The following is a 16,942-nucleotide window of genomic DNA, read 5'->3' on the forward strand; positions in this document are numbered from 1 at the left end:
CGACACCGCCGCGGCGTAACGCTTCTACTGGTGGTGTATTCCGCGCCACACCCTGTCGGCGAGTGCGCTGCCGGCAGTCAGGGCACGCTCCGCCCCTGGAAGCCCACCCGCTCGTGTGGACCACGTCACCCCTAGTCGAAGCGATGGCGAGGCTGCTTCCTCGGCCTCGCCGAGGCCTCGGGCGCCTTCCGGTGAACGTCTCGGGAGCCGAGACGTCCATTCGCATCGCTTCACCCTTGCCCCGAGTACCCGGGCCGGCGCACACTGTGATCACCAGCCCTTCACCCCTTATTCAGCAAACAGAGTCTCCCCTTCCCCTCGCTCCTTCTTCTGAACCGAGAAAAGCATCAGACGAAACGGACAGGAGTCCCACCCGTGCCGGAAAGCGGACAGCGCATCCGACGAGAGGACAATCGCACGACGCGCATGGTGTTCCGAGCGACCAGGACGACCGGATTGCCGACGCGCCAGCTGAACAGGTTGCGCCACCTGGCCGCCAACGAGGCCCGCGCACCCGCCGGCCTCGCGGCCGCCGACGCACCCTGCGCGGTGGAACGACGCCTCCTCGCGACCACCGTCGGCGCGCGGCTACGTCACCTGCGCCAGGCGGCCGACCTCACCCAACGCCAGCTCGCCGAGCACGCGGGCTGCTCCCGCCACACGGTAGGCAGGCTCGAACGCGGCCGCCTCCGCCCCGAGCCGGCTTCCCTCCGCCGCCTCCTGGTCCCCCTGACCCGCAACGGCAAAGAGTGCGAGAAGGCATGGCTCGAACTCCGCGCCCTGGCGACCGCCGCAAGGCAGATAGCCAACCGAACCCCACCCTGACCGCCCAACCAGCCATCACATCGAAGGCGACGAGCACCAGGCCGGGAGCAGAGAACCAGCTGTCAGCGAAGCAGAACCATCCCCGCACGCGTGGGGATGGCGACTCCTTGCCCCGAAGCACCCGCTTGCGAATCGAACCACCCCCGCGTGTAAGGGGAGCACGCTTCTTGACCTGCGGATACGCCGACCCTGATATCGTGTGGGCGAGGTCCCCGCGAGCGCGGGGAGATGGTGGGCTGCGGCCCACCTCTCCCGCGACAAAGACTATCCCCGCTCGGCGGAGGACGGAGGGAGCCTGTGAGTGTCGCGATCGGGGAGCACGTCGGCCCGTGGACGATTGCGGACGTGGAAGCTCTCGCTGACGCCGGTGATCACTCTCGGTACGAGTTGCTCACACCCGGTGTTCTGACCGCGAGTCCGGCTCCGGGATTTCCCCATCAACGGGCGTCGCGTCGTCTGGCGAACGCGCTCGAACAGGCCGCGCTGACGGCGGGCGCAGCCGTCGAGGTCCTGGAAGCGGTGAACGTGGAGGCACCCCGCGGGCGCCTGGCTGTGCCGGACATCGCCGTCATCGAGCGCGAGTTCGCGGCCACCGACCCGACTCGATGCCCGCCCGGCACCGTGCTGGCGGTGGTCGAGATCGTCTCACCGGGCAGCGAGCCACATGACCGGTTGATCAAGCCTCAGCTCTACGCGGACACCGGCATCGCGTTCTACTGGCGTTTCGAGCTGACTCCGGAACCACACATCGTCGTCTCGGAACTGCGCCGAGGCCAGTACATCGAGACTGTGACCGCCCCGGCTGGCGCGCGCTCCGTGATTCCCTGCACCTTCCCGGTTGAGCTCGACCCCGCCGAACTGGTCCGCCAGTAACGGTCGCTCCACTCCCTGGCGCAAACGAAACCCACTCCCGCGGCCCAAGGGGAGGCAGAGAACTTCCACTCCCGATCCGACGCGACGCAACGACCGTGAGTGGACCATCCCCGCGCCCGCGGGGAGCACCGGACTGCGCCCACGCGAGGGGCGTTGTACCAGTCGACCATTCCCGCGCGTGCGGGGAGCACTACACCCAGGCTCCCGACGACCCGCCGGCGGTGGGACCATCCCCGCGCGTGCGGGGAGCACTGACCGCCCCCGGCGCCGGCCGCGTCAGCGGCGGGGACCATCCCCGCGCGTGCGGGGAGCACGCCATCGGCGGCCGCTCGTACCGAGGGAAGTAGGGACCATCCCCGCGCGTGCGGGGAGCACTTCTGCGGCGTCAATGTAATTTTGCTTACTGTCGGGACCATCCCCGCGCGTGCGGGGAGCACGAGATCCCGGACCCAATCGCGTTCCCCGAGGAGGGACCATCCCCGCGCGTGCGGGGAGCACGGTGTGTACCAGGATTCCGGTGTCACCCTGAACGGACCATCCCCGCGCGTGCGGGGAGCACCTACGAGCAAGGGCTAGTCAATGCCTTCTGACAGGACCATCCCCGCGCGTGCGGGGAGCACTACGGATCGGTACTCCGGCATCCTCCTCCGTCCGGACCATCCCCGCGCGTGCGGGGAGCACCCTCGGCCGACCGGGGCGCCTGGTCGCCCCTGCGGACCATCCCCGCGCGTGCGGGGAGCACACTTGTTGACCTGCGTGTTTGTCCGGGCCTGAGGCGATTTTCATTTACTTTGTAGTGTAAAGTAAAGAGCTGGGTGCCGGCGCCGGCTAGCGGGTGCCGAAGCGGCGGCGCCGGCTGGCGCGGCTCCAGCCGACCGACCTTGGGGTGTCGTTCTTCAGCAGGGACTCCTCCACGGGACTGGGCCGGAGCATCAGGTGCACGCCCTCGAAATCCACCGGCCGCCACTCGTGCTCGTGCACCTCAAAGGCCAAGCCCTGCTCGTTGCGCGCGGAGTACACCATGATCGCCCGGCCCGACTTGACCATCTCCACGACCCGCTCCCACACCAGAGCCCGCACCCGTGCGTTGATCGTGCCGACGAACACCCCGGGCGCGATCTCGAGCAGCCAGCGGGTGAGGTGCCCGCGCAACCCGACGGGGCACGCCGCCACCACGATGACGGTCACGGTTCGTCGCTTCCGTACGAGACTCCGCCGGCGACCTCGCGGCCGTCGTAGTCCCACAGCATCACGACATCGGGGTCGTCGAACGCTTCCGGCCCGTACTCCACCACGTCGTCGTCCTCACCGAGCAACGTTTTGACATCCTCGACGCACTGGTCGAGAAAGGAACCGTCGCGCATGTGGTCACGAATTGCACGCCTGGTCTCGGCCCCGATGTCGGCCACTTCCCGCGCGGCGATCTCGAACGCGATGGGAATCGTCACGTCGGCCTTGTAGATGTCGGCGATGTCGAAGACGAACGAGCGCACGTGTCCCGTGTGCACGAAACCCAGTCCCGGCGCGCAACCCAACGCCACGATTACCGCGTGGACCACTCCGTACAGGCTCGTGTTCGCGGCCGACAGCGCCTGGTTCACCGGGTTCCCGCTGGCGAAGTCGCCCGGGTCGTACTCGCGTCGCCGCCACGGGATGCCGGTGCGCTGGGCGTGCTCGCGATACAGCCGGCGCACCCGCGCGCCTTCCCGTCCGCGCAGCTGCTGCATGGTGAGCCCCGAGGTGTCCCCATCGGGGAAGCGCATCGCGTACATCCGGCGTGCCACCCGCAGGCGTGACTCGCGGTTCGACACCAGCCTCGCCTGCGCCTCCAGCAGACGGGACGAGCGGGCCAGCGAGCGGCCGTGCGCGTAGTAGCGGACGCCTCGCTCACCCACCCACACGGCCGTCGACCCGCTCTCGGCCAGCAGGACCATCGCCTGCTGTCTCACGGTGGTGCCCGGGCCGAGCAGCAGCGCGCCCACCGTGGCCGCGGGGATGTGCACCGTGCCGCGTGCGTCCCGCGCCGTGATCGCGTTCGCGTCGCGGTGCACCACGCAGTGCTCCAGGTACAGGAACCCGACCCGGTCCTGCGCTCGGGTGAGGTGGGACAGCGGCACCGGCCGCGCGCCGGGGATCTCGGGCACGGCTCACCGGGCCCTGGCGAGGGTGAGCAGGCCGCAGCCGTAGCCCTTGGCCGGGCCGATGCCGGAGGTGAGCGCGCGCCGCAGTGCCGCCGGGTCGGTGACCTCCAGGACGCCCTCGAAGGTCGCGGTGGCGATGACCACCTCGCTGCCCCGCCGGCTGAACCGCAACGTCCGGCGGCCGCGGACCGCCAAGTCCGGCTCCCCGCTCTCCCCGTTCACCACCGCGAAGCCGTGCTTGCCGATGCGCTTCAGCAGCCACGCCGTCTGGTGGGTGGCGGTCACGTGCCCGAACCGCTGCGACCGCTTGGCCTCCGCCGACTTGCGCCGGCTGACCACCGGGTTCGCGGTGAGCCGGAACGCCCACCGGTCCCCCGCCGCCAACCGGTCGAGCAGCGGCGCGTAGTCGCGGGTCTCCCACGCCGGTTTCGGCTCCTCCCACCCCTGGGTGGTCGACCCGGCGACCTCGGCGAGGTCGTCCAGCTCCGGCCGATGTGGACTGACCAGGTACAGCACCGTGCCGCCGGTGGTGTGGTCCACCCGCCACAGCACGCGCCCCTCACCGGACTCCCGCGGCCGATCGGACGAGCACACTGCGGCGACGGCGGCATGCAACGCCTGTGGTGACGCCAGCAGCTCGCGCGCGGCGCGACGTGCGGTGTCGAACTCGAAACGGCTCAGGAACATCAACCGTCACCTCGCGGAAGGACGTCCATCGGATCATGTCGGTCGGGTGAAGCGTCGACGGGCGGGGTCTCGACGGTGACGGCTTCCCGGATCACCGCCCGCCACCCGTACCGGCGATGTCGCGGATCGAAGCTGACCGGCTCGTCCCGGACCAGGATCGCCCTCGGGTCGTCGGGCGGGCAGTCCACCACGACGTCGAGGTCCACCGTCGGAGCGCCGTGCTCTTCTCGCACACGTTTCGATGCCTGCCACGGCACGCTCTCCAGCGCGTCACGAACGCCGCCCGAACGCAACTCGACCCACAGTGGCCCCGCCGGAGGGCAGGAACGGCGGCCGAGGTAGAGCGGGAACACCGGCCGGCGGATGGCGTCCCGCAGCTCCTCGACCACCCCGTCGTCGCCCTCGACGGCGGCGAGGAACACCGCGTCGGCGAGGTAGAACCGGTAGGACAGCGGCAGCGGCGGTCCGTCGAGGGGCCGCGCGGTCTGGAAGTCGCGCTCGACCCGGCCCGGCTGGTCGACCCGCACACCGACTCGCAGCGCGGCGAGGTCCTCGATCGAGTCGGTGCGCTTCCGGCCCATGGCCGCCGCGAGCAACCCGACGATCCCGCTCTTGCTGGGCTCGCGGTCGGTGCCGCGACGGCTGAACCGGCTGCTGGTGCCCCACGACTGCAACGGCGCGGCCAGCCGCAGCACCAGCACACTCATGCCGACCCGACCAGGCGCCGCCCGACCAGGTCGCCGATCGACCCGACCGCGGTGTCGAACGACACCCGGTCACCCAGCTCGGCCAGTGCCGCGCCGCGCTCCCCGACGGCGACGCTGAACGCCGCCACCGGCCGCTCGTCGTAGGTCTCGTGCACGTCGCGGCCGTACGCCACCAGCCGACGGGCGGCCGTGCCGATCCGCCCGCCGTTCGCGCGATCGGGAATCGCCTCCTCGAACGCGCCCACGAAGTTGACCGGCTGCGTCTTCCGCACCACGAGCAGCACCGCGTCCGGCAGGGTTCGATTGGCGAAGGTGTTCTGCTTGCCGGTGGGCATGCTGGTGACGAACGCGCGGACGAACGCCTCCACCGCGCGCCGAGTGGCCTCGTCGTCACCCAGGTTGTCCCGCAACCGGTCGACGTCCACCGTGGCGTAGCGGTACATCGTGGACGAGTTGAACTCGACCGTGCCGATCATCCCGGCCCCGGCGTCCTCCTCGGGATCGTCGCGCTTGTGGTCGTCGACGGCGGTGTAGTAGTCGAACTCGGTACTCACCTCGTGCACGCTCAACGCGTGCGCGACCTGCACCGCGGCGTCGACGTTGAGGTCGGTGTCGTCGGCCACCATCCGGCCGAACAGCGCCACGTCCACCGAGTTCCGCTGGTCGGCGCGCGCCTTGGCGTCCTTCTTATCGATGCTCACCGCACCGTCGCTCGCACGGGCCGCGGACACGGCCAGCTCGGCGAGAGCGCTCACCTGCGCGTCGCTGAGGAAGAGCAGGTATCCGGACTCGTCCGGCCCCTCCTTCCGCGGCTTCTTGAGCTTGATGCCGGCGGCCGTGAGAACCGCCTTGGCCAGCTCCTCGGCGCGGTCCCCGAGCGTGGGATCCTGCTCCACGATGCGTTCGGTGAGCAGCTCGACCACCCGCTTCGTCCGCACGCCCAACTCGCTCGGTTCCAGCAGGTCGGAGAACGTGTTCCGGGTCGCCCGCTTCCACGCCTGGCTGGACACCCTGGCCCGCCGCCGACCGCCGTACATCGCGGTCTTGGGGCTCCCGGTGTCGTCCCGGTTCATGTTGCTCGGCGGGACGGTCTGGATGATGTGGACCTCCACAATGGTGCGTAGCACTGATCCTCAGCTTTCCTCGGGCGAGTCGGACTCGGATGTCGTGTTGCCGTTCTTCTTGAACTGACTGAAATAGAAGTCGCGCCCCCAGGCCAGCCGGACCCGCTCGGGTCCGCCGGCGGCTCGCTGCCACCACAGCAGCTGCTCGGCGAGCGTCGCGTAACCAAGCGGGATCCGGGCGGTCCGCAGTTGCTGGACCAGCCCGCGGAGATGGTGCGCGAGCTCGTCGAGGTCCGCGGACGTCCCCAGCATGTGGAACCGTCGCAGCACCGGGTGCCGTTCCGGGATCTCGTCTCCGCCGACCAGCCGCCGCGCGGACCTGCCGAGCCCGAACTCGCGACCTTCCCGGTGCATCGGTTCCCTCAGCGCCTGCTGGTGTACGGCGTAGAGCGTGAGCGCGAGATGGGTGGCCGTTTCCGCCTGGGTGGGACCGTCGGGTGGGTTCGGCCCGGCGAGGTCGGGATGGAGGGTGTACTGCAGGACGTCGGGATCGGAACCGGTCGGCTTGCCGACGGCCCGACGCAGCCTGGCGAGTGCCGCGACGCTGTCGGACTGGTTCTTGAGCACACCGTGCTGCAGCGCGCGAATCCTGGCGCCGACAACGGTGTGCACCGGGTGGCGCGCGGGACGGTCCACGCCAACTGTTGCGACTTCTGTCACGAGACTCTCCGAACTCGATGTCAGGCGGACGTCCTCGCGTCCTCATGGGCGTAGGGCAGGGCCTCGCGCAGCGCGCGCCGAAACCACTCGACGGCGTGCGTGGCGGTGAGCGGGCGGTTGTTGACCCATCGGCCGACCCAGGCGGCCTCGGGAGCGCGCCGTCGCAGGTCGTCGGCGAGTTGGCGGATGATCCGCTCGGCCCGCCGATGCCAGGCGACCTGTGCGGCCACCGGGTCGATGTCCGGGCCGAGGCCGGTGAGCCACTCGCGGAAGGGCCGGTCCAGCTCGGCGTAGGCCAGTTCCACGGCACGGGTGCGCTCGGCGACGTCGGCCGGGTCGGGCAGTCCGGGACTGTTCGGCGGAACCTTTCCCGCGGCGCGGGCGAGGTTGAGCGCCAGCTGACCCAGCGCCCTGGCCGCCTGGTCAGCCGCGTCCACACAGGACAGCGCGACACCCACGAGGTGGGGAGCGCCGTGCCGCAGCAGTTCGGCGTGCAGCGGCAGCACGTCGTCGATCACCTCGTCGGTGACGGAGCTCTGGCTGCCGTAGACCATGCCGATGACGCGGATCCGCACCTGGAAGTTCCGGTCGAGGATCTCCTCGTCTGTGAGGGTGGCCAGCCACTCGAGCACCCCCGCGGGCAGCCCGCTGGCCGCCTCCCTGGACTGCGGCGTGAACGCACCGGGCAACAGGGACTGCAGGCCACGCCACACGGCGCGTTCCGGGTTGTGCTCCAGTGGCATGTAGACCACGGCCTCACCCAGGCGCTTCTGCTGCGCCTGGCTCCGCCGCCACCGGGTGTGCGGCTCCACCCGGTGCCTGTTCGGCGGGTCGCACGAGTCGCCGTTGCAGATCAACACCCGGGTGACCCGGTCGCCCTCGGCGACGAGCCGGATGCGTCGGCTCTGCCAGGTGTAGAGGTCCACCGGCCCGGTCGGCGCGGCTTCCTCGCGCACGGTCGGGCCGAGCGGCTTCCGTTCCCACGGGGGAAGGTCCGCGTCGAACGGCCGGGGGAAGACCTCGACCGGTATGAGGTTCAGCAGCAGCGTCTCGCGCAGCGTGACGGCCTGCGGAACCACTCCACCGAGCCGGCCCGACCAGCCGACGCCGATCGGGTAACCCTTGCCGTTCTTCACCCTGTCGTCGCCATCCGCGCCCGACTTGATGCCGGACGGGTCGAACGCCTGGCAGTGCACCAACCAGCGGGCCGCCTCGGCGAGGCTCACCGAGTGGATCGGGCCGAGCCGGGTGGTGAAGAACGGTCGGCCGTTGGGGACATCGGCGATGAGCTTGTTCAGCTCGGAGGTCTCGCCCTTCGTCGTGCACAGCCCGGCGACTTGGAAGAACGGCGTCTCCGGGTGCAGCAGGTCGAACCGGGACCGGTGCTGGTCGAGGTAGCGGGCGATCTCGTCGGCGGGCAACCGCTCCGACTCCCACAGCCTCTCCCAGTCGTCGACGGTCCGCGGCCCGTTGAGCGCCCGGTGCAGGATGGCGAGCAGCAGTCGCAGCAGCGCGAAGTCCTGGGTCGGCAGGTCGCCGAACACCGTGGCCACCTCGTGGGCGCGGGCGAACACGTCCACAAGAGACAGCTCCGCGAGCGCACCGTCCGCACCGTCCTTTTTCACCATGCGGACGGGCAGCCAGGGCTGCTCGACCAGGTCGAAGGTGGTCGTGTCAACGGCGGTCATGGATCAGCCCCCGGCGCGGGTCGTAGGTCAGAAGGAACTCGTCGCCACCGGCCCGGAGGGTCGCCCGCCGGTCGTCGTCCAGCGGGAGCACGAGGTGGCCGGCCAGCAGCGGTGACGTGGCGAAGCTGGTGAAGTAGTGGCGTTCGAGCTCCTTGATGACGTCGTCGATCACGCCCTCATGGGACAGCGCGAGCGGGAGCCGGAGCGCGCACGCGGCGATCACCTTCGCCAGGGCTGGCGGCATCGGTTGGTCGAGCGGGATCTGCCGATCGGGCGAGCGCTCGATCCAGTCCGGTGTCAGCACGCCGCCGTCGCGGTCCCGTCGCACCACCAGCACTTCTAGTGGCTCGGTGCCGTCCCGGACCTGGGCCGCACCGCGCGGACCGTCCGCGTCGCCGACGCCGGCCCTCAACCAGCCGATGAGGCTGGCGCCCTCACCGGGCTCGTCAAGCAGGAAGGCACTCGCCCGCTCACGGCGCCTCGCCGCGTCTGCTTCCGCCAAGCGGGCGGCGGCGAGCAGAGCCGGTTGCCAGCTCGGCGGACCCAGCGGGTCGCCCCCGTAGGCCCGCTGGACCAGTGGCGCGATGTCGTCGGGCAGGGTGATGGTCGACCGGCCGGCCAGCAGCGCCGCGGCGCGCAGCAATGGGTGCTCGGAGTAGACGCGGCGGGACCGCGGAATCGCGCGGATCGGCTCGGCGTGCCAGTCCTCGACGCCGACGATCGCGCAGCGTGGCTGGCGTAGCGGGGTGGGCCGGTCGCGCGGATGCCGGTGCAGGCGGCCGAGGCGCTGGAGGACCAGGTCGATCGGCGCGAGGTCGGTGACCATGAGGTCGAAGTCGACGTCGAGGGACTGCTCCACGACCTGGGAGGCGACCACGATGTGGGGCCCCTTCCGATCGTTGTCCGGGCCGGGCGGACCAAAGCGACGGACGAGCTCGGCGTCGAGCCGGGCCCGGTCGCAGGCGAGGAACCGGGAGTGGTTCACGGTGGTCTTCTCCGAGCCGAACTCCTCGGCGAGCCGATCGGCGGTCTCCTGCACGCGGCGGACGGTGTTGCGCACCACCACCGCGCAGCCACCGTCGGCGAGGTGGTGCTTCAAGTAGGCGACCAGTGAGTCGAGGTCGTCGGGCAGCCGGTCGACGCCGACCGGCTTCGGCGGGGTGTCGTCCGGGACGGCGTGCGGAGTGGGGTCGGCCGAGCTGGAGATCGCGGGGTAGGTGATACCCCCTCGGGGCTCGCTGACCTGTTCCCCTCGGCCGGTCGAGTAGGCCCGCAGGAGGTCGGCGCGGCGGGCGGCCGGCAGGGTGGCCGAGAGCAGGACGACGGGGACGCGGTAGGCGCCCAGCCAGTGCAGCACGCGGTGCAGGTACTGGGACATGTAGACGTCGTAGGCGTGCACCTCGTCGATGACGACGACCTTCCCGGCGAGCGCGAGGTGCCGCAGCATCAGATGGCGGCTCTTCAGGCCGGCGAGCAGGACCTGGTCGATCGTGCCGACGACGAACGAGGCCAGCGACCCCTTCTTGTTCCCGCGCAGCCACTGGTGCACCACGATCGAGTCATCGTGGTCGTTTTTTACATGGTCGCCGATGCTCGCGAGCCATCTGGCCCGAACGAGGCCCTGGTAGTTGTCGTTGAGGGATGCCTTGCCATGGGCGAGTGTGACGTCGATCGGGGCGCCGGAATGGATCTGACGCAGTGCTCGCAACCATTCGGCGACCCGCCCGAACATGGCGTCGGACGTAGCGCGGGTGGGAAGCGCGACGAAACAACCTCCGGCGCCGGAGATCTGGGCGAGAACCTCGGCCGCCACCAGCGCGGCCTCCGTCTTGCCGACACCCATCGGGGCCTCGATCACCAGGATTCCGGGCTCGTGCTGATTACGAGCGGACTTGACCGCGGCGACCTGAACGGGGTGGGGTCGGGAGATACGCGGAAATCGTGCCCGGAACTCGGCATCGAGATCGGCCCCGAGTGGCGCCGGTGCCCATTTCGGCGGGAGGTCGAGCTCGCGCCACGCCCATTCCAGGCGCTGCCGGGTACGAGTGGCTTCCGGAGGGCGCGGCGGCAGTTCCGCCGTGGTGATCGGTTCGAGCTCGAACAGGTCGGCGTTCGACGCGATCCAGTCGGCGACGATCACGATGCCACTGAGCAGTACGAGGCTGGGCGGGGTGATCGTCGCGTCCCGGAACCGGCCCAGGACGTTCGGACCACCGATCAAACCGGTGACGTGCGCGAGCGCGTCCGACCTGGCCGTCTCCCAGGCGCCAGTACCGGCGAGGTGGGAGAACTCCCGGACCTTGGCGAGCTGGTCGCGTTCCGGCGCGACCCCGTGGTGACTGCCCACAATGGACGCCAACTGCGTCGCGATGCCTCGGCGGGGAAGGCCCAGTTCGGTCAACCAGTTCCGTACCGCGAGGTGCCCGACGAGAGAATGCGTGACCTGCCGCCGATCGCGCTCGTGTTGGAACCGAGGATCCGCGATCAGGTCGAACCGTCGCATCCGATCCGCCAGTAACGGAACTTGAACGGCGAAAGCCGGCGACAGCTTGCCGACATCGTGGATGCCAGCTAGCCAGGAGGCCAGAACGGGAACGTTCCGGGCGCCACCCGGAAGATCGCGGCCGATCCGCTCGACCACCTGCCGCGGAACCCACTCCTCCACCAGTCGCCTGGCGACGGCGGCACTGTCCTCCATATGCTGCGACAACGGCAGCCAGTGAGTGACCTCCCCCTGCTCACTCCGAACCGACTTGGCCCAGGCCGACAACCACGCAAGACTGTCACCCAAGCTATCGCTCCACAGTTGAGATGAGGCTGGTAACTCTCCTTTTCTCCACAGCCGGCCGGTTCGTTACGCGCCGGTCTGTGGTTACCCCAAACGGCCTAACACCATGCCTACTCGAGAAGACGTTTAAGCCGAGACGCAGCCGCCAGGGCAACCGCAGAGGCTGAACTGACACCCCCGAGGACGCCGAACGGCACCGCCAGGTGTGGCAACGTTCCACTCATCACCAACCCGAGGCTGACCCCGACGGTGGCTCCAATACCAGCACCAACTAGTCCCGCAAGAAAGTTCCTACACAACTTGCATGCTGGGACCTGCTCAACCCATCTGTCGTCCGCCTGCCCGCCACGCCCTCGAGCCATGACCCTCCTACCTCCCCTACCCGCGTGTACGAGCTCGTCGTATGGCGCCGGATCCATACCCCGCATGAGCAGGGAAGACACCCACTACCTCGCAAGCACTGGGTCAGCCCCGCCGAACGCGGCGGGGAGCAGCTTTAGGTCAGCTACCTAACAACTAACTTGCAAGCACGTTCGAGCTGAACGTGCTTGCGCGTTAGGCCCATCCCTGCGCGGGGAGCACCGGCGGCGGCACGTCGCTGCGTACCCGGCAAGCGGGACCGTCCCCGCATGCACGGGGAGCACGTACGCGGGGTGGCCTAGTTTCCGCGCTGTGACGGACCATCCCCGCCTGCGCGGGGAGCACGCGACGGGCGAGGCGCGCAGCTACACCCGCCCCGGACCATCCCCCGCGTGCGCGGGGAGCACGCGAGCGGCTGACGCGTCGGGTCCCTCCCGCTGGGACCACCTCCGCGTGCGCGGGGAGCACCACGCCGAGCTACCTGCGCTGCTGGCGAAATGCGGACCATCCCCCGCGCGTGCGGGAAGCCACAGACCTTGCTGCGTCAGTAGATCCATGGCGCCGGGACCATCCCCGCGCGTGCGGGGAGCACCGGTAGACGTTCATCAGCCGGCCAGACCAGTCGGGACCATCCCCGCGCGTGCGGGGAGCACTTTCCTTGGCGACGATGCGACCAAGTTCGGTCTGGACCATCCCCGCGCGTGCGGGGAGCACCTGCTCACCCTCGCCAGGGCCCGGTGAGCCGTGCGGACCATCCCCGCGCGTGCGGGGAGCACGGGTGGTCCGTCTGCCTCTGCTAGCTTCGGGCGGGACCATCCCCGCGCGTGCGGGGAGCACGAGGTGGGGGCCGCCCACACGGTCGGCGGTGACGGACCATCCCCGCGCGTGCGGGGAGCACGTGCAACTACCCGACCCGGGTGAAAAGTTGATGGGACCATCCCCGCGCGTGCGGGGAGCACGTGTGGATCAACTGGGACTCGGCCACGAACTTGGGACCATCCCCGCGCGTGCGGGGAGCACAGATACGCGTCGAGCTCGGCGTGCGCGGCGCGGGGACCATCCCCGCGCGTGCGGGGAGCACCGCCAGTGGGCGCACGGCGACCGCGAGGGGCGGGGACCATCCCCGCGCGTGCGGGGAGCACGGAACTTGCTGGGCTCCTGGAGGCTGCGGCTGCGGACCATCCCCGCGCGTGCGGGGAGCACCGCACCGGGAATCCGCGGCGCTCGCCGGTCCGCGGACCATCCCCGCGCGTGCGGGGAGCACCTCCTGGCCAGTGAGGATCGCCGCGGTGACCAGTGGACCATCCCCGCGCGTGCGGGGAGCACGACCCCCGTCCGGCGATGCCGCCGGAGGAGTTGGGACCATCCCCGCGCGTGCGGGGAGCACACCAGCACGACCGGACCTACGTCCCAGGTGAGGGGACCATCCCCGCGCGTGCGGGGAGCACCAGGCCTGGGCCGGAGACCAGGGCGATACCACCGGACCATCCCCGCGCGTGCGGGGAGCACACTTCATGACCTGGTAGTTTATCCGGCCCTGGGTCGGTTTTCATTTACTTTGCCAGGAAAAGTAAAGACAGCGCTCCGACGGGCAGTGGTTGTCGAAAAGGGGCGAGTTCGTCGCCGCGGTCGTCACTGGAACAGCCCGCCACGAGCCCATCGAGGGCAACTGAGACGGAAACTGGGACCAGACCGACCAGGGGACTCCGGCGCTGCCAGGAATCCGCTGGTCGGAAGGGAGCCGGCAAGGGGGCTCGAACCCCTGACCTTCTGTTTACAAGACAGATGCTCTACCAGCTGAGCTATGCCGGCACGGCCGCGTCCACCGCGGCCACGGGTGCGCGGACCCAGTGTAACGGCGGCCCGACGAGCCCCACCCGGCGGCGGCCCACCAGGGCCCCGCACACCTCCCGCTACCTGCGCGAACACCCTCCGCGAGCAGCCTCCGCGACTGTGGTGGACGACACTAGTTCGAAGGTGCAACGGGCGGGGTAGTGCGTTCGATGGTTCTCGGGAACGCAGCGAGGAGGTCGACCGCCATGAAGATCAGCCAGCGCGGCAAGGCGGCCGCCAACCGCCGGCGCGCCTGGCAGATTATCGAACCTCCGATGGACGAGCGCCGGCCCGCTTCTCGCCGCACCGGCAAGGAGACCCGGCAGCGTGCCTGGCAGGTGCTGGAGGCCCCGACCGGCGAGCACCCGGTCATCGAGACCGACGTCGAGATGGGCCCCGCCCTTCCCGACGAGTCGACCGTCCACTTCGTGCTCGACCTGGCCCTGCGCATCGGCGAGGTGCAGATGCTCAGCGGCGCCGGCGCCTCCGACGTCACCGCCACCATCCTCGCCGTCACCTCCGCCTACGGCATGCCGCACTGCGAGGTCGACGTCATCTTCACCTCGATCACCGTGACCTGCCACCGCGGCTCGGACGTCCCCCCGGTCACGGCACTGCGCGTCGTCCGCGCCCGCAGCCTCGACTACACCCGCCTCTCCGACACCGAGATGCTGGTGCGCGAGATCACCCGTGGCCGGATCAGCGCCGAGGAGGCCTCCGCCGAGCTGCAGCGCATCTACACCGCCAAGCACCCCTACCCGCGCTGGCTGTCCACGTTGGCGTGGGGCGGCATGGCGGCCTTCATCGCCCTCATCCTCGGCGGCAACGGCTGGGCCGCACTCGCCGCGTTCGGCATCACCGCGATCATCGACCGCGTCGGCCGCCTGCTGAACCGCTTCGCCCTGCCGTTCTTCTTCCAGCAGGTCGCCGGAGGCCTGATCGCCACCCTGCTGGCCACGGTACTGGTGAACACCCAGCTGATCCCGCTGGAACGGCGCACCCTCGTCGTCGCCGCGGCCATCACCGTGCTGCTGTCCGGACTGTCCACCGTCTCGGCGGTGCAAGACGCCATCACCGGCTACTACGTCACCGCGGCCGGCCGCGCGATGGAGGTGGTCATGATGAGCGCCGGCCTCATCACCGGCGTCGCGCTGGCCATCAAGATCGCGGCGACGTTCAACGCGCCGGCCACCCCGTCGCCGGCGGCGTACGCCCCCACCGCCCTGGGCCTACCGATCGTGGTCCTGGCCGGCTCGGGCGCCGCCGCCTGCTTCGCGCTGGCCTCCTACTCCCGGCTCCGCCCGCTGCTGGTGTCCGCCGTGGCCGGCGCGGTCGGCGCCGGCGCCTTCGGCGCGCTCCGCCTCGCCGACGCCGACGCGATCACCGCCTCCGCCATCGCCGCCACGCTGGTGGGCCTCGGCGGCGGCGTGCTCGCCCGGCGGCTGAAGGTGACTCCGCTGGTGGTCGCGGTGTCCGGGATCACCCCGCTGCTGCCCGGTCTGGCCACCTACCGCGGCCTGCAGGAGCTCACCGAGACCGGCGACCTGACCGCCCTGATGACCGCGGTGGCCATCGGGCTGGCGCTGGCCGCCGGCGTGGTCCTCGGCGAGTACCTGGCCCAGCCCGTGCGCACCGGCCTCGGCCGGCTCGAACGCAAGCTGTCCGGCCCGCGCATGGCTGGCCCGCTCCGCCCGAGCCGCCGCCGGCTGGACTGAGTTGGACTGATCGGACCAACGGCTTCACCCCGCCGAATTCCTCACATCTCGCTGGCCGCCGGCGCGCGATAGTGTCGGGGTATGCCGCGCGCGGACGCTACCGAGCAGAGCACGACGGCCGCGGAGTTCGTGGTGGTGGCCAACCGGCTGCCGGTGGACCTCGAACGCGCGCCCGACGGCACACAACGCTGGACCCAGAGCCCCGGGGGCCTGGTGTCGGCGCTGGAGCCGTTCCTCCGCTCCCGCAAGGGCGCCTGGGTGGGCTGGCCGGGCGTCCCGGACGTGGAGGTCGACGCCTTCACCGACGACGGCCTCATCCTGCACCCGGTGACGCTGAGCTCCGCCGAGGTCCGCGACTACTACGAGGGCTTCTCCAACGCCACCCTCTGGCCGCTGTACCACGACGTGGTGGAGCGGCCGGTGTTCGACCGGAGCTGGTGGGAGAGCTACGTCCGGGTCAACCGCCGGTTCGCCGAGGCCAGCGCCGCCGTGGCCGGAAACGGCGCGACCGTCTGGGTGCAGGACTACCAGCTGCAGTTGGTCCCGAGCATGCTCCGCGAGCTGCGCCCCGACCTGCGGATCGGCTTCTTCCTGCACATCCCGTTCCCGCCGGTCGAGCTGTTCATGCAGCTGCCGTGGCGGGCGGAGATCGTCCGCGGGCTGATCGGCGCCGACCTGGTCGGCTTCCACCGCCCCGGCGGCGCGCAGAACTTCCTCTGGCTGGCCCGCCAGCTCATCGGCCTCGAACCCAGCCGCGGCGCGGTCGGCGTGCGCTCCCGGCCGGGCATGGTGCAGGTCGGCGGCCGCACGGTCCGGGTCGGCGCGTTCCCCATCTCCATCGACGCCGCCGGATTCGACTCGATCGCCCGGAGCAGGCCGGTCATCGAGCGGGCCAAACAGATCCGCGGCGAGCTCGGCAACCCGCAGACCGTGCTGCTCGGCGTCGACCGGCTCGACTACACCAAGGGCATCGACCTGCGCCTGCAGGCCCTGCACGAGCTGCTCCAGGAGGGCAGGGTCAAGCCCGAGGACGTGACGTTCGTCCAGCTCGCCACCCCCAGCCGCGAGCGGGTCGAGCACTACCAGCGGATGCGCAGCGAGATCGAGCAGATGGTCGGCCGGATCAACGGCGAGTTCGCCAGGGTCGGCCACCCGGTGGTGCACTACCTGCACCAGTCGGTGAACCGCACCGAGCTGGCCGCGTTCTACTCCGCCGCCGACGTGATGGTCGTGACCCCGCTGCGGGACGGCATGAACCTGGTCTGCAAGGAGTACGTCGCGTGCCGGCACGATCTTGGCGGCGCGCTGGTGCTGTCCGAGTTCGCCGGCGCCGCGGCCGAGCTGAGCAGCGCTTTCCTGGTCAACCCGCACGACCTCGACGGGGTGAAGAACGCTCTGGAGGCTGCCATTACGCTCGACCCCGCTGAGGGCCGACGTAGGATGCGCGCCTTACGTCGTCAGGTCCTCACTCACGACGTCGACAGGTGGGCGCGCTCGTTCCTCGAAGCGCTGGGGGCCGAGCCGTCCGCCTGAGGCTCACC

General features: G+C 70.4%; 12 protein-coding genes, 1 tRNA gene and 2 CRISPR repeat arrays. Of the genes, 4 read left to right on the forward strand and 9 right to left on the reverse strand.

Annotated features, from left to right (window positions below; genetic code table 11):
* The first annotated feature begins 375 nt into the window (after positions 1-375).
* Positions 376-825 (forward strand): helix-turn-helix domain-containing protein, encoded by a 450-nt coding sequence (locus BM051_RS08930; RefSeq protein WP_243859236.1) that lies wholly within the window; start codon positions 376-378, stop codon positions 823-825.
* 297 nt (positions 826-1,122) lie between these two features.
* Positions 1,123-1,698 (forward strand): Uma2 family endonuclease, encoded by a 576-nt coding sequence (locus tag BM051_RS08935; RefSeq protein ID WP_092529514.1) that lies wholly within the window; start codon positions 1,123-1,125, stop codon positions 1,696-1,698.
* A gap of 101 nt (positions 1,699-1,799) precedes the next feature.
* Positions 1,800-2,440: direct repeats of the CRISPR family, unit length 28 nt; unit sequence GGACCATCCCCGCGCGTGCGGGGAGCAC.
* An 86-nt stretch (positions 2,441-2,526) separates the two neighbouring features.
* On the opposite strand, the gene cas2e is transcribed toward BM051_RS08935, so the two are convergent.
* The 9 genes from cas2e to BM051_RS08980 form a co-directional block, all read right to left on the reverse strand.
* Positions 2,527-2,886, reverse strand: a complete 360-nt coding sequence (gene cas2e / locus BM051_RS08940; protein WP_092529515.1) for a type I-E CRISPR-associated endoribonuclease Cas2e — start codon at positions 2,884-2,886, stop codon at positions 2,527-2,529.
* Positions 2,883-3,842 (reverse strand): type I-E CRISPR-associated endonuclease Cas1e, encoded by a 960-nt coding sequence (gene cas1e, locus BM051_RS08945; RefSeq protein WP_092529516.1) that lies wholly within the window; start codon positions 3,840-3,842, stop codon positions 2,883-2,885. The genes cas2e and cas1e overlap by 4 nt, the downstream gene beginning before the upstream one ends.
* A 3-nt stretch (positions 3,843-3,845) precedes the next feature.
* The gene (gene cas6e / locus BM051_RS08950; RefSeq protein ID WP_092529517.1) at positions 3,846-4,526 is read right to left on the reverse strand and encodes a type I-E CRISPR-associated protein Cas6/Cse3/CasE; all 681 of its coding nucleotides are present in this window, start codon (positions 4,524-4,526) and stop codon (positions 3,846-3,848) included.
* On the reverse strand, positions 4,526-5,233 hold the full coding sequence (gene cas5e / locus BM051_RS08955) for a type I-E CRISPR-associated protein Cas5/CasD (protein ID WP_092529518.1): 708 nt from the start codon (positions 5,231-5,233) through the stop codon (positions 4,526-4,528). Before cas5e ends, cas6e begins: the two co-directional genes overlap by 1 nt.
* Positions 5,230-6,360 (reverse strand): type I-E CRISPR-associated protein Cas7/Cse4/CasC, encoded by a 1,131-nt coding sequence (gene cas7e / locus BM051_RS08960; RefSeq protein WP_092529519.1) that lies wholly within the window; start codon positions 6,358-6,360, stop codon positions 5,230-5,232. Before cas7e ends, cas5e begins: the two co-directional genes overlap by 4 nt.
* Positions 6,361-6,366: 6 nt before the next feature.
* Complete coding sequence (casB, locus tag BM051_RS08965) at positions 6,367-6,993, reverse strand: type I-E CRISPR-associated protein Cse2/CasB (protein ID WP_243859237.1); 627 nt, start codon at positions 6,991-6,993, stop codon at positions 6,367-6,369.
* 44 nt (positions 6,994-7,037) lie between these two features.
* Positions 7,038-8,705 carry a type I-E CRISPR-associated protein Cse1/CasA gene (gene casA, locus BM051_RS08970; protein WP_092529521.1) on the reverse strand — a complete coding sequence of 556 codons (1,668 nt, stop codon included), beginning with the start codon at positions 8,703-8,705 and terminating at the stop codon, positions 7,038-7,040.
* Positions 8,692-11,496: a CRISPR-associated helicase/endonuclease Cas3 gene (locus BM051_RS08975; RefSeq protein ID WP_092529522.1), complete on the reverse strand. Its 2,805-nt coding sequence runs from the start codon at positions 11,494-11,496 to the stop codon at positions 8,692-8,694. Before BM051_RS08975 ends, casA begins: the two co-directional genes overlap by 14 nt.
* A 921-nt stretch (positions 11,497-12,417) precedes the next feature.
* Positions 12,418-13,362: direct repeats of the CRISPR family, unit length 28 nt; unit sequence GGACCATCCCCGCGCGTGCGGGGAGCAC.
* A 230-nt stretch (positions 13,363-13,592) separates the two neighbouring features.
* Positions 13,593-13,665: transfer RNA gene (locus BM051_RS08980), tRNA-Thr, on the reverse strand.
* A gap of 227 nt (positions 13,666-13,892) precedes the next feature.
* Here BM051_RS08980 and BM051_RS08985 point away from each other — a divergent pair.
* Positions 13,893-15,401: a threonine/serine exporter family protein gene (locus tag BM051_RS08985; RefSeq protein WP_092529523.1), complete on the forward strand. Its 1,509-nt coding sequence runs from the start codon at positions 13,893-13,895 to the stop codon at positions 15,399-15,401.
* An 81-nt stretch (positions 15,402-15,482) separates the two neighbouring features.
* Positions 15,483-16,934 carry an alpha,alpha-trehalose-phosphate synthase (UDP-forming) gene (locus BM051_RS08990; RefSeq protein WP_092529524.1) on the forward strand — a complete coding sequence of 484 codons (1,452 nt, stop codon included), beginning with the start codon at positions 15,483-15,485 and terminating at the stop codon, positions 16,932-16,934.
* The last annotated feature ends 8 nt before the right edge of the window (positions 16,935-16,942 follow it).

Source organism: Amycolatopsis arida, from assembly GCF_900115565.1.
GTDB classification, from domain to species: Bacteria; Actinomycetota; Actinomycetes; order Mycobacteriales; family Pseudonocardiaceae; genus Yuhushiella; species Yuhushiella arida.